The sequence below is a fragment of the Micromonospora sp. NPDC048842 genome, assembly GCF_040649935.1.
In the GTDB taxonomy this organism is placed as follows: Bacteria; Actinomycetota; Actinomycetes; order Mycobacteriales; family Micromonosporaceae; genus Micromonospora; species Micromonospora hortensis.
In genome coordinates this window covers 59,603-72,831 of record NZ_JBEZGK010000003.1, presented here as the reverse complement: position 1 = coordinate 72,831, position 13,229 = coordinate 59,603, and the positions used below count along the sequence as shown (strand labels likewise).

The following is a 13,229-nucleotide window of genomic DNA, read 5'->3' as shown; positions in this document are numbered from 1 at the left end:
GCGGACCTAGCATGACCACGAATGGATCTTCGAGATTGGCCCCTGCCGACCCCCGGCAATCAGCCCAACCGAAGGGAGACGCGCATGCGTCGACCCCGTCATCTGGCACTCCTGAGCGTCGGCGTGTCCGGCGCTCTGGTCCTCAGCGCAGCCCCACCCGCGGCTGCTGCTCCGCCCACGCCCACCACGCCCACCGGCATCGTGGTCAGCGACGGCATGACCCAACCGGTGTTCTCGCTCGCCGACGCGATCGAGGAGCGGGTGTTCGTGGAGACCACTGTGGACACCGACCACGACGGTCGGCCCGACCGGGTGGCGATCGACATCTCCCGCCCCCGGGAGACCGCCACGCAGGGCTTCAAGGTGCCTGTCATCTTCGAGCACAGCCCGTACCGCAAGGGCACCTGGGGTGACGTGCCGTACCCGAGCGTGCTGGTCGACGACCTGCCGCAGAACGGCCTGACCGACCGCGACGGGCGTCGCGCCCTCGACGCCGGCGCACAACGCGCCCAGGCGAAGGCCAACCTGCCCGGCTCGCTGGACGACTACTACGTGCCCCGCGGGTACGCGGTGGTGCTCGGCCAGAGCGTCGGCACCGGCGACTCGGACGGCTGCCCGACCAGCGGGGACCAGGCCGAGACGCTCGGCACCAAGGCGGTCATCGACTGGCTCAACGGCCGGGCCAAGGGGTACGACGCGAACGGCGCCCCGGTCACCGCCGGATGGACCACCGGCGCGGTCGGCATGACCGGTGTCTCCTACAACGGGACGCTGCCCAACCAGGTGGCCACCACAGGCGTCAAGGGGCTCAAGACCATCGTGCCGGTCTCCGCGATCAGCAGCTGGTACGACTACTACCGGGCAAACGGTCTGGTGGTCGCGCCCGGGACGTTCCAGGGTGAGGACCTCGACATCCTGGCCCAGTACACCGCCGGGCAGGCCCGCGCCGAGGGGCAGTGCGCCGACGAGCTCGCGGAGATCACCGCGAAGCAGGACCGGGTCACCGGCGACTACTCGAAGTTCTGGCGCGACCGCGACTACCTCGACGCCCGCGACGTCAAGGCCAGCGTCTTCGTCGTGCACGGCCTCAACGACTGGAACGTGAAGACCGAGCACTTCGCCGGCTGGTGGGACCAGCTCGCCAAGCGCGACGTCCCCCGCAAGATCTGGCTGCACCAGGGCGGCCACGGCGGTCCGGGCAGCAGCGCGTCGGTGACCCTGCCCAGCGGCCAGACGTGGACGTACAAGCAGACCGAGAACCGCTGGTTCGACTTCTGGCTGTGGAACGTGCGCAACGGCATCATGGACGAGCCGACGGCGGTGCTCCAGCGCGAGGACCGCGCCTACACCACGTACGCCAACTGGCCCGACCCGGCGGCGCGGGAGGTCGGCCTGCGCTTCGCGGCCACCGACGCCACCGCACCCGGCGCGCTCACCACCGGAAAGCCTCCGAAGGCCAAGGTCGAGCAGAGCTTCGTCGACGAGGGCCGGACCATCCACCCGGACACCCTGGTGTCCAACCCGGACACCGCGAGCGCCAACCGACTCGCCTACCGCTCCCCCGAGCTGACGCACAGCGTGCGCATCTCCGGGCGTCCGGAGATGCGACTGCGGTTGGCTATCGACAACAAGCCGGACGCGAACCTCACCGCGTACCTGGTCGACTACGGCCCGGCCGGGTCAACCGCCGCCCCGACCGTGGTGACGCGAGGGTGGATGGACCCGCAGAACCGCAAGAGCGCCGCGCGCACCGAGCCGGTCAAGCAGGGCAAGCTGTACGACTACCGGTGGACCATGGAGCCGAAGGACTACATCTTCCCGGCGGGACACCGGATCGGTGTGGTCGTCTTCTCCAGCGACCAGGAGTACACCCTGCTGCCGTTGGGCGGCACCGAGTTGCGGGTCGCACCGAACGACAGCGAACTGCGACTGCCGGTTGTCGGTGGGCGGAGCGTCCTCGGATTCTGATCCCGTCCCTGCGCTCCCGGGTGGGGCAGTCCGACACGTTTCGGGCTGCCCCATCCGCACGTCGGGACCACCCCGCCGCCGTAGCCCCGCGCGTACCGCCCCACAGATGCCGCACGGCGACCTCCGTATCGGGTTCGCCTGGTGGCAATGCGTGTGACTTGTCCGGTTTGATGTCGGGTGTCGGGTGGTCGGGGCCACCCCGGCGGCGGAATCGGCGGCCGGGCCGGGTCGTTATACCTGGCAGACCACCGCAACAGCCCGGGGTCATTGGCGCGCCGGCCCCGCCGGGAACACCCGCCAGGCCGCCCGGGTTACATCCCCCGCACGGCCGAGTACGACAACTGGCCAACCCTCGCGGGTGCGCGGAATGACCTGCCACCGCGAACGGTTACACCCTGTCCCGACGCCGACCCCCTGTTGCGGGTCACCGGGCAGACCCTGGAACTTTCCCCGCACTGTCGCACTGACCCCGTTGAGTGCCGTGCGGGCACCCCCGATGCAGAGGAGCACGCCATCATGCGTACCGATCTGATCCGTAAGACCGCTCTGACCGCCGCTGGCCTCGCGTTCACCGGTGGGGCTATCGCCGGACCGGTGACCGCCGCGTACGCCGCGTCGGACGCCAAGCCGGCCACCCAGACGCAGACCGACCGTAAGCCCGCCGGTGAGCGTCAGCTCGGTGTGCGCTACGAGGCCCAGCCGAACTTCTACTACTGCGGCCCGGCCGCCACGCGTAACGCGCTGTCCGTGCAGGGCAAGGAGATCAGCGTGGACGCCATGGCCAAGGAGATGGGCACCACCGAGGCCGGCACCAACTCCATCAACGACATCACCCCGGTGCTGAACAAGGAGACCGGCAAGAACGACGCCTACCACAGCGTGGAGATCTCCAGCCCCGACGCTGACGGCAAGCAGACCGACCGGCTGCGCGCCGACGTCGTGCGCACCGTGGACGACGGCCGGGCCGTGGTCGCGAACATCGCCGGCACCAGCGTCGACACCGACGGCGGGGTGCACTCCTTCGAGGGCGGGCACTACATCAGCGTCGTGGGTTATCGCGACGGCGGGAACGTGGTGAAGATCGCCGACTCCGCCGATGCGAACACCGCCTCCTACGAGGTCACCGTCGAGCACCTCGCCGACTGGATCGCCACCCGCGGCTACGCCACCAGCTGACCCCCACACCACCTGACCGAAGGGCCGGACCCCACCACGGGGCCCGGCCCTTCGTCGACTTTTCCACCAACTGCGGCACGTATTGACAATTGTCGACTTCCGCGTGAGGCTGGGAGCAGTGAGAGCGCTCTCTCGCGCCGGCCCAACCGGCCACCACCAAGTCTGGCCAGGCACAACTCCGATGCCTTCGGCGGCGGCGCCGGAGCTGTCCCTGACCCGTCCCCCGACAGGAGTCACGATGGACAGGGCCGCACCCCTCTCCGGCATCCCCCGCCGACTACGCCTCGCCACGGCGATCGGCGCCCTGCTGGTGCTACTCGGCACCTACCTGGTGTCCACCACCAACCGGGCCGACGCCGCCCCCGGCCGAGCCGGCGCGGACTTCGGCGCCAACGCCATCCGGGTCGCCGAGTTCCCCGCCGACTGCACCTACAGCCACCGGCTGCCGGACGACCCGATCGTCTTCCCTGGCCTGCCCGGGGCGTCGCACATGCACAGCTTCTTCGGCAGCACTGTGACGAACGCCAAGACCACCCTCCCGGACCTGGTCAACTCGCCCACCACCTGCAACCCGCGGGTGGACGTCTCGTCGTACTGGGTGCCTACCCTGTATCGGGACAACGTCGCGGTGGAGCCGGCGATTGCCACGTTCTACTACCTGGGCGAGGGCGTACGGGCCGACGTCGTAGCGAACACCCAGCCGTTCCCGCTGGGGCTGCGACTCGTCGCCGGCAACGCTAAGGCCACCGGGCCGAATGACAGCATCGCCCGCTGGTCCTGCCTGCACGCCGGGCACGTGCCGCCGTCGAAGGACTTCGTCAACTGCCCGTCGGGGACGATGCTGGAGTCGTACCTGGACTTCCCGCAGTGCTGGAACGGCCGTGACCTCGACTCGCCGGACCACAAGAGCCACCTGGCGTACCCGGTGAACCAGGCCTGCCCGAGCACCCACCCGGTGCACGTGCCGAAGTTGCGCCAGGTGCTGCGGTACCCGGTCACCGGTGACCCGTCGCGGTTCCGGCTGGCCTCCGGGCCGGGCTACACGATGCACGGCGACTTCTTCAACGCCTGGCCGGTGGCGGAGCTGGCTCGCCGGGTCCAGGACTGCATCCGTCCCGTCATCAAGTGCGGTCACGACGGCCGACCGATCTGAGCGACAGCTCCACACCACTGCGGCGGGTCCGGTCACCCGGGCCCGCCGCAGTGGTTGAGAAGGGAGATCGGATGCGTCAGCCCACGGCGTTCACAGTGCTCATCGCGGTGCTGCTCGTCGCCGGCTGCGGCGCCGGGCCACGGGACGCGGCCAGCACCACCACACCACCTGTGACCGCGCCACCGGCGACGACCGCGCCGACACCGACGGGTACGGCGTTCAACCCCACCGACATCGCCTGGCTGCAACTGACGGTGGCGATGACCGAACGCCTGCTTGTCGTTCTCGATCTGGTACCGACGCGGACCACCGACCCGGCCTGGCGGCAGACGGCCACCCAGGTCGCTACCACCAGGCGCGCCGATCTGGACCGCGCCCGCCGGCTACTGGCCGACGCCGCCGCCCCGACGACGAATCCGCACGAGGGGCACGACATGCCGGGCATGGCCACCGCGCAGGAGATGACAGCGCTGCGGGCGGCCAACGGGCAGCCGTTTCACCGCCTGCTCGCCGGGCACCTGCGGGCGCATCTCGCGCAGTCGGTCCGGATCGCCACTGCGGAGCAGCAGAGCGGGGTCCAGCCGGCGACCGTCGCGCTGGCGGCGGCAGCGGTCCGGTCCGGCACCGCCGACCTCGAACGGCTCGATCGTCTCGACCCCACGTAGCCGCGCGCTCAGCCGCGAGCGGTGACGATGTCGTCGAGCAGCGCGGCCAGCTCGACCGGACGGGACAGGAACGGTGAGTGGCTCGATTCGAGCCGCCGGACGCTGCTGGCCCGACCGGCCATCTTCTCCTGCAGCGGCACCGGAATGGCCTGGTCGTTGGTGCAGACGATGTAGGTCGACGGGATCGAGCGCCAAGCCGGCTCGGTCACCCGGTCCACGCATGCCCGCAGGCGCTGGTCGACCAGCTGACCGATCGCGGCGTCGGCGTCGGCGTCCGACAGGTCGCCGTAGAACGCCGTCCGGGGGTCACCGGTGATCGAGATCAACACGTCGGTCTCGACCGGGTCCGGTACGCCGTGGAAGCTGAGCATCGACTCGCCGCGGTCCAGCTGGTACGCCGTCAGGTAGACCAGGTGCTCGACCTCGGACAGGCCGGTGGTGGCCTCGCTGACCGGGATGCCGCCGTACGAGTGGGCCACCACGACGACCGGCCCGCCGATCGCCGCGATCTCCTTGTGGACGGCGGCGGCGTCGTCCTGCATGCCGCCCCGGGCGTCCGGCCCCGAGGTGGGCAGGTCGACGGCTCGGGTCTGGTAGCCGAGGACGTCCAGTTCTGCCCGGAGCCGGTCCCAGACTGCCGGCTGGTGCCAGGCGCCGTGGACGAGCAACAGGGTGGGACGGGTCGAGGTCATGGCCTACGCCCTCACTTATCGGACACAATGCCGGACAGTGTGTCCGACTGAGCCAACGATAGCGGGTACCGCCCCGCCGACCACCAGAGGCGGGTGAACTCCCGGTGTCGGTGCCGTGATCCGCGTGACCACACCGGCGGCTCGGAAGAGCAGCCGGCGAGGCTCAGGCGGCGTAGCGGGCGGCGAGGTCCACGACGCGCCGGGCGGCGGCCACCATCGCCCGGTCGGCGAACCGGCCGTCGGGCAGGACCACGGTCCCCGAATCCCGCTGGTGCGCGTCCGCCACGGCGGCCAGCAGCTCCGCGGCGCGGGCCACCTCCCGATCGGCAGGCCGGAACGCGTCGACGATCACCGGAAGCTGGCGTGGGTGGATCGCCGCCCGGCCGAGGAAGCCGAGCCGTCGGCCCGCCGCGCAGGAGGCGGCCAGACCGGCGAGGTCGACCACGTCGGCGTACACCGACATGGCCGGCGGGGCCAAACCGGCCGCGCGGGCCGCGACCACCACCCGGCCGCGCGCCCAGAGCAGCCCGTCGTCGTCGCTCACCCCCAGATCCGAGCGCAGGTCGGCCTCACCGAGCCCGATCGAGGCCACCGCCGGGTGGGCAGCGGCGATCGGGTACGCGGACTCCAGCCCGACCGCCGACTCGATCAGCGGGTGCACCGGCACGTCGACCCGCTCGGCGAGGGCCGCCAGCGTCGCGGCCGACTCGACCTTCGGCAGCCGCAGCCCGGCCAACCCGGGCCGGCCGGCCACCGCCGCCAGATCGGCACCGAGGTCCGGGCCGGTCAGCTCGTTGACCCGGACCTGCACGGGCACCGGGTGCGCCTCGGTGAGGAACTCGGCGACTGCGTCCCGGGCGTACGCCTTGCGCCCGGCGACAACGGCGTCCTCCAGGTCCAGGATGACCGCGTCGGCGCCGGAGGCGACCGCCTTGGCGAACCGGTCCGGGCGGTCGCCGGGCACGTAGAGCCAGCTCAACAGCATCAGAGCACCCCCCGCTCGCGTAGCGCTGCCAACTCCTCGGCGCTCAGGCCGAGCGCGCCGAAGACGGCGTCGGTGTCCTGGCCGTGCCGCCGGCCGGCGTGCCGGATCTCGCCGGGAGTCTCGGCGAGGCGGAACGGCACGTTCTGCATCCGTACCTCGCCCAACTCCTCGTCCGGCACTGTGCGCACGGTGCCCAGCGCGGCGTACTGCGGGTCGGCGAGGATGTCGCGCACGTCGTAGACGGGAGCGACAGCGGCCTGGGCCTCCTCGAACGCGGCCACCACCTCGTCGCGGTCCCGTTGCGCCACCCAGGCGCTCACCGCCGCGTCCAACTCGTCGGCGTGGGCGGCCCGGCCGCTGCCGGTGGCGAACCACGGCTCGTCGATCAGCTCGGGGCGTCCCACCAGCCGCAGCACCCGCTCGGCGATGCTCTGCGCGCTGGTGGAGACCGCCACCCAGCGCCCGTCGGCACACCGGTAGGTGTTGCGCGGGGCGTTGTTGTTGGACCGGTTGCCCAGCCGGGGCTGGACGTAGCCGAGCTGGTCGTACCAGGTGATCTGCGGCCCGAGCATCGCCATGATCGGCTCGATGATGGCGAGGTCGACCACCTGACCGACGCCGGTGACGTCGCGAGCCCGCAGGGCGAGCATCACCGCGTACGCGGCGGCGAGCGCGCTCACCGAGTCGGCCAGCCCGAACGGGGGCAGCGTGGGCGGCCCGTCCGGTTCCCCGGTGGCCGCGGCGAAACCGCTCATCGCCTCGGCGAGGGTGCCGAAGCCGGGCCGCCGGGCGTACGGCCCGACCTGCCCGAACCCACTGATCCGGGTGATCACCAGCCGGGGGTTGACGGCGTGCAGCTCGGCCGGGCCGAGCCCCCACCGCTCCAGGGTTCCGGGGCGGAAGTTCTCCACCAGCACGTCGGCGTCGGCGAGCAGCCGGCGCAGCAGCTCCGCGCCGTCCGGGTCGGAGAGGTTGAGGGTGACGGTGCGCTTGTTGCGGCCGAGCACCTTCCACCAGAGCCCGACGCCGTCGCGGGCCGGGCCGTGCCCCCGCGACGGGTCCGGCTTGGCCGGATGCTCCACCTTGATCACGTCGGCGCCGAAGTCACCGAGGAACGCCGCCGCGAGCGGCCCGGCGAAGAGGGTGGCCAGGTCGACGACAGTGACGCCGTGCAGTGGCGCGGTCACCGGGCCACCTCCGGCAGGTCGGCCGCACAGCGGAAGCCGACCTGTTCGGAGCGGGCGAGACCGGCGCCGGTGAGCAGCAGCTTCACCGACACGTCCGCCGGTTGCGGGCCTCCGTCGAGGTACCAGTCGGAGCCCTCCGCCCGGTACTGGGCGCCACCCTTGAGGATGGCGAAGCGGGTACGGCCGTCGGAGTGCTCGCTCTCGGTCAGGTTCCACACCAGCGGTTCCCGCCGTACGAGCAGTCCCGCCTCGGCCGCGACCTGCCACTCGTCCTCGGTGGGCAGGCGCAGCCCGGCCCAGGTCGCGTACGCCCGCGCGTCGGCCAACTCGACCCCGGTCACCGGGGCGTCGGCCGGGCCGGAGCCGGCGGTGAACCGCTCCGGGCGCACCGGAACGTAGCCGGTGGCGCGCAGGAACTCGGCGTACTCGCCGTGGGTGACCTCGTGCACGGCGATGGCGAACCGGCCGAGCCGCACACTGCGGCGCAGCGTCCCGCTGTGGTGCAGCCGAGGCGGCAGGGGCTTCCACTCGTCGACGTAGGGCGCCTCGCCGTACAGCCCGGTCTCCCGTACCCGGTGCCGGACGACCAGCTCGTGCCGGCCGCCCTCGACGCCGACCAGGCCCGGCGGCACCTGCGCTAGCGGCGTCCACGGCGTACGGACGCGCACCGCCGCACGGGCCGGGAAGGACGGGTCGCCGGTCGGCGGCTCGTGCCGGTGCGCGGAGGCGAGTCCGCGCGCCACGGCCGCGATCGCGCCGGCCGGGAGCGGGCCGCCCACCGCCAGTCGACCGTCGGCGGTCTCGGTGACTGTCAACTCGGCACCGGTGACCAGGTCGACGAAGTGCCGGCCGGCGCTCGGGTCGGTGACCAGCCACGGGCCGTCGTGGTCCGCGCCCCGGTTCACCACCGTCCACAGCGGCTCGTCGTCGTGCGTCCAGCGGGACGCGTACACCTGGCCGTCGCCGGGATGGTCGGCGAGCGGCACCCAGTCCTCGGCGCGCAACCACGCCGCGTGGCTGGCCTGCACCCGGCGCATCGCCCGCAGCACCGCGCGGTCCCGCTCGTTCCAGCCGACCCAGACGCCGAAGACGCTCTCCCAAACCAGCACGCCGACGCCGTTGAGCCAGGCGGAGTGCAGCTCGTCGAGGTGGTCGCGGTGCCAGCGCCGGGTGTGGTGCAGCACGTGCCGTCGCTCGAACCACTTCGCCCGCAGCACGCCGGGCACCTCGGAGTCGGCGAACCACTGCGCCCAGGACATGGCGTGGTCGGCGATGCGGGCCAGCGGCACCCGGCTCTCGCCCTCCAGGACCATGCCGGGGCGCACCGTGTCCAGCGCGGCGCGCAGCTCCCCGGCACCCTCCTTGAGGGTGTCCAGGAAGACCCCGTCGACGCCGAGCTTGCCGGCCAGCGTGGCGACCTCCTCGGCGTCGCTGCCCGGCTCGCGCCGGGTGCCGGTGTCCCACGGGTTGTAGTCGACGAAGACCCGCACCCCACGCTGCTGGAACGCGCGGACCACCTCGGGCAGCTCCGGCACGTCCCGGTACCAGTCGAACTGGTTACGGTCGTCGAGGCCGATCACCGGGTACGCGTGCCAGAGCACCACCCCGTCGAAGCCGCCGAAGTCCCGCCCGGCCGCGTCGAGGAACTCGTCGACTGTGAAGACGCCGCGTTCGTGGTCGTAGAGCGTCTCGTCCCAGAGCCAGGCCAGGCAGACGCTGAAGCAGTCACCGGCGATCTCGTCGTAGTGCTCGCCGACGTAGCCGATCCGGTCCCGGGCGTCGACCCGCCACCGGGCGATCTGCTCCCGCCAGGCCGGCCAGTCGGCCCTGTCGGTCGGCGCGGCGAAGATCTTCGCCTCGTCCAGGGTGCTCAGGTCGGCGTGCCCGCCCAACGGCACCTCGGTCGGCCGGTCGATCGGGCGTGGGACGTACGGGTTGAAGCTCACTGTGCACCTCGGTAGGTCGCGTCGTAGAGGGCGTCGATGGCCGGCCGGTCGGGCAGGGCTGTCGACGCTCCGGGCCGCTGGGCGCAGGCCGCGCCGGCGGCGCAGGCCCAGCGCAGGCTGGCGGTGACGGTGTCCTCGCTGGTGGCGCCGTGTTCGGCCCAGCTCACGGCGAGCGCGCCGGTGAACGCGTCACCGGCGGCTGTGGTGTCCACGGCGTCGATCTGCGGCGCCGGGACCGCGAGACGCAGGCCGTGTCGATCGGCGTACGCGGCCCCGCGCGCGCCGAGGGTCAGCACCACCCGGGGCACCAGCTTCAGCAGGGCGTCGAGCAGCACCGGTGGGTCGTCGGAGGCGACCTCGGCGACGACAGCCGCCTCGTGCTCGTTGACCACCAGCACGTCGACCAGGTCGAGCAGTGCGCTGGGCAGCACGGCTGCGGGTGCGGCGTTCAGCACCACTGTGGTGCCGTCGACCCGGGCCCAGTGCGCCGCCTGGAGCACCGCGGTCAGCGGCACCTCCAGTTGCAGGAGCAACACGTCGGCAGCCGCGATCGTCGCCCGGTCGTCAGTGTCCAGCTCGGTCAGCGTGCCGTTGGCGCCGGGCGCGACCAGGATGAAGTTCTCCGCGTCCCGGTCGACGGCGATCAACGCGACACCGGAGGGGCCGGCGGCGGTCCGCAGGCCACTGACGTCCACTCCCGCGTCGACGAGACTGGCCCGCATCCGGGTACCGAACTCGTCGTCGCCGACCGCTCCCACGAAGTCGCAGGCCGCACCGGCCCGGGCGGCGGCGACGGCCTGGTTGGCGCCCTTGCCGCCGGGTACGGTCCGGAAGTTCTCGCCGAGCACCGTCTCACCAGGGCGGGGCAGCCGCGACGCCGTGACCACCAGGTCCAGGTTGCTGCTGCCCACCACCGCCACCCGCGCGCTCATGCCACGCTCCCTTCCGTCGGCGGCTGCGCCAGGGCGAGGGTCCGCTCGGCCAGCTCGTCGAAGCCGATCCCGTCGAAGCCGCCAATGCTGCTGGCCAGCCGGTTGTGCAGCGGGGCGACCCAACGCGGCGGCAGCCCGGACGCGCCGGTGAGCGCTCCGGTCACCGCGCCGACTGTCGCGCCGGTCGAGTCGGTGTCCCAGCCGCCGCTGACCACAGCGGTGATCGACCGTTCCAGGTCCCCCCGCCCGTACGCCAGGGCGGCGGCCACCAGCGCGGCGTTGTTGCGGACGTGCACCCAGTGCAGGTGGCCGTGTCGTGCGTACAGCTCGTCGACCACGCGTTCCCAGTCGTCGGTGCCCGCGCCGAGGGCACGCGCCTCGCGGACGGTGGCGGCGAACCGGCTACCCGGCGGCAGCACCGCCTCGGCGGCGTCCAGCACCTCGTCCACAGTGTCGGCCACCGGGGCGGCGGCGGCCAGCGCCGCCGCCCAGATCGCGCCGTGCACCCCACCCCGGACGTGGCTGACAGTCGCGTCCCGCACCGCCAGTTCGGCGGCGCGGTCCGGCCGGCCGGGGTTGACCCAGCCGTACACGTCGGTGCGGATCTGCGCGCCGATCCACTCCCGGAACGGGTTGTGCCGGCGGGCGCTCTGCGGCGGCGGGTACCCGAGCAACAGGTTGCGGTAGGCCACCCGCTCGGCGGTGAAGACCCGCCCGCCGGGCAGCCAGTCCAGCCACGCCTGTGCCACGTCGGCGCTGGTGAAGCCCCGACCGTGCGTCTCCAGCACGCGCAGGGCCAGCAACGCGTAGTTCAGGTCGTCGTCCTCGGGCATCCCGTCGATGTTCTCGGCGAGGCTGGTCGGCGCGCTGCGCCTGTTCCACGGCCAGCGGGCGGCCACGTCGGCCGGGAGTCCCTTCGCTGTGAACCAGTCGCGCAGTGGCCATCGTTCGGTAGCGGTGAGGATCTCCCGGATGCCCTCGCGCGGAATCTTCTCCACCGGCTTGCCGAGCAGGCAGCCGACCGCCCGGCCGAGCCACCCGCCGTGCAGCCTGTCGTACGCCGCCTCGGTCGGCAGCGACCAGCTGGTCGGCCAGCCGGCGCGCAGCGTGACCAGGTCGTCGGCCTCGTCGGCGGTGTCGACGGCGGGCACCGCGTCGGCGGCGTCCAGCAACTCCGTGGCGAGGGCCCGCAGCCGCGGCGACGCCGGGGTCACCGACGCCCCGCTGACCGGTGGGGTCAGGTCCCCGCCGGCCGCCGTCCACCGCTGGGCGATCGCGGCGACGTCGCGCCCCTCGTCCCGGCTGGCCGCCAGCTCGTGCGGCAACAGGTCCTCCGGCTGAACCCAGGTGATCCTCACCGGGTCTCGCCCCCAACCCCCCGGGTGGCTCCGGCGGCCAGCCCGGCGAACCGCTCCGCCCGGCGGGCGAACCGGGCCTGGTCGCGCTCGAAGACCTCGCCGGCCACCGCGGCCAGGACCCGGGCCGGCTCCACCAGGTCGGTCTTGGAGGCGGTGGCGACCACGTCGGACCACTCCGCCGGCACCGCGTCGGCGCCACCGAGCGCCCCGGCGATGGCGGCGGCCATGGTGGCTGTGGAGTCGGCGTCCCGGCCGTAGTTGACCGAGCCGAGCACCGCGGCCCGGAAGTCGCCGCCGGCCACCACGAGCATGCCGAGAGCCACCGGCAGTTCCTCGATGGCGTGCAGCCGACTGGGTCGCCGCGCGCCGAGGCCGGGGCTGCGGTACTCCTCCCCCACCGTGTCGTAGGGAGCGACAGCGGCCCGCAGCGCCGGGATGGCCTGCTTCCAGTCGTGGTGGCCGCGAGCCTCCTTGACCACCGCGTCGATGGCCGCGCGGGTGCCGTCGCGGGCCAGGTCCAGCGCCGCGGCGACGACGTCGTCGACGCCCGCGCCGGGAGTCGCGGCCGCCGCGACCGAGGCCGCGAACACGGCGGCGGCCTCCCGCCCGTAGCTGTGCTGGTGCGCGCCGGCGATCTCCACCGCCTCGGCGTACGCACCGGCCGGGTCGCCCGCGTTGACGATGCCGACCGGGGCCATGTACATGGCCGCGCCACAGTTGACGATGTTGCCGACCCCTGCCTCGCGCGGGTCAGCGTGGGCGTGGTGCAGTCGGGTTACCAGCCACCGTTCGGCGGCCGCGAGCCGGTGGAAGGTCACCCCGTCGCGCTCCAGGTCGGGGATGTACACCACCCGCTCGATCAGGTCGGGAACCAGCAGCTCCACCACGTCGTACGCGTCGAGGTGGTCCCGTTTGGCCGCGTAGGCGCGGACCAGGGCGTGGGTCATCAACGTGTCGTCGGTGAGGTGCCCGTCGCCCTTGTGGTACGGCGCGAGGGGTCGCGCGGTGGCCCAGTCGGCGTGGTACGGGGGCACGATGCCCTCGACCCAGCCGCCGAAGCGGGTACGGATCTGCTCGGGCAGCGCCGTCTCGGTGGCGCCACCCAGGGCGTCTCCGACCGCGGCGCCAACCAGGCAACCGACCGATGTGTCGAGCAAGAGAGACATG

11 protein-coding genes are annotated in these 13,229 nt (G+C 72.8%); 4 read left to right on the top strand and 7 right to left on the bottom strand.

Annotation, left to right across the window (positions count from 1 at the left end; genetic code table 11):
• The first annotated feature begins 84 nt into the window (after positions 1 to 84).
• The 4 genes from AB0C19_RS05300 to AB0C19_RS05285 all read left to right on the top strand — a co-directional run bounded on the left by AB0C19_RS05300 (position 85) and on the right by AB0C19_RS05285 (position 4,962).
• Positions 85 to 1,968, top strand: a complete 1,884-nt coding sequence (locus AB0C19_RS05300; protein ID WP_357179723.1) for a Xaa-Pro dipeptidyl-peptidase — start codon at positions 85 to 87, stop codon at positions 1,966 to 1,968.
• A 516-nt stretch (positions 1,969 to 2,484) separates the two neighbouring features.
• A complete protein-coding gene (locus AB0C19_RS05295) occupies positions 2,485 to 3,144 on the top strand; it encodes a C39 family peptidase (protein ID WP_330437853.1) in 660 nt (219 codons plus the stop codon).
• A 238-nt stretch (positions 3,145 to 3,382) separates the two neighbouring features.
• Positions 3,383 to 4,297: a DUF1996 domain-containing protein gene (locus AB0C19_RS05290; protein WP_124862736.1), complete on the top strand. Its 915-nt coding sequence runs from the start codon at positions 3,383 to 3,385 to the stop codon at positions 4,295 to 4,297.
• Positions 4,298 to 4,368: 71 nt separating this feature from the next.
• Entirely contained in the window at positions 4,369 to 4,962 is a 594-nt protein-coding gene (locus AB0C19_RS05285; RefSeq protein ID WP_357179719.1) for a DUF305 domain-containing protein, read from the top strand.
• An 8-nt stretch (positions 4,963 to 4,970) separates the two neighbouring features.
• Here the strand turns inward: AB0C19_RS05285 and AB0C19_RS05280 are convergent, their stop codons facing one another.
• From AB0C19_RS05280 to AB0C19_RS05250, 7 genes are all read right to left on the bottom strand, one after another.
• The gene (locus AB0C19_RS05280) at positions 4,971 to 5,654 is read right to left on the bottom strand and encodes an alpha/beta hydrolase (RefSeq protein WP_357179716.1); all 684 of its coding nucleotides are present in this window, start codon (positions 5,652 to 5,654) and stop codon (positions 4,971 to 4,973) included.
• Positions 5,655 to 5,817: 163 nt separating this feature from the next.
• Positions 5,818 to 6,639 (bottom strand): CoA ester lyase, encoded by an 822-nt coding sequence (locus AB0C19_RS05275; protein ID WP_357179713.1) that lies wholly within the window; start codon positions 6,637 to 6,639, stop codon positions 5,818 to 5,820.
• The gene (locus AB0C19_RS05270; RefSeq protein ID WP_357179710.1) at positions 6,639 to 7,826 is read right to left on the bottom strand and encodes a CoA transferase; all 1,188 of its coding nucleotides are present in this window, start codon (positions 7,824 to 7,826) and stop codon (positions 6,639 to 6,641) included. Before AB0C19_RS05270 ends, AB0C19_RS05275 begins: the two co-directional genes overlap by 1 nt.
• Positions 7,823 to 9,772, bottom strand: a complete 1,950-nt coding sequence (locus tag AB0C19_RS05265; RefSeq protein ID WP_357179707.1) for an SUMF1/EgtB/PvdO family nonheme iron enzyme — start codon at positions 9,770 to 9,772, stop codon at positions 7,823 to 7,825. The genes AB0C19_RS05270 and AB0C19_RS05265 overlap by 4 nt, the downstream gene beginning before the upstream one ends.
• Positions 9,769 to 10,704, bottom strand: a complete 936-nt coding sequence (locus tag AB0C19_RS05260; RefSeq protein ID WP_357179703.1) for a ribokinase — start codon at positions 10,702 to 10,704, stop codon at positions 9,769 to 9,771. Before AB0C19_RS05260 ends, AB0C19_RS05265 begins: the two co-directional genes overlap by 4 nt.
• A complete protein-coding gene (locus AB0C19_RS05255; protein ID WP_357179700.1) occupies positions 10,701 to 12,062 on the bottom strand; it encodes an ADP-ribosylglycohydrolase family protein in 1,362 nt (453 codons plus the stop codon). The genes AB0C19_RS05260 and AB0C19_RS05255 overlap by 4 nt, the downstream gene beginning before the upstream one ends.
• On the bottom strand, positions 12,059 to 13,228 hold the full coding sequence (locus AB0C19_RS05250) for an ADP-ribosylglycohydrolase family protein (RefSeq protein ID WP_357179697.1): 1,170 nt from the start codon (positions 13,226 to 13,228) through the stop codon (positions 12,059 to 12,061). Before AB0C19_RS05250 ends, AB0C19_RS05255 begins: the two co-directional genes overlap by 4 nt.
• Position 13,229 lies beyond the last annotated feature (1 nt).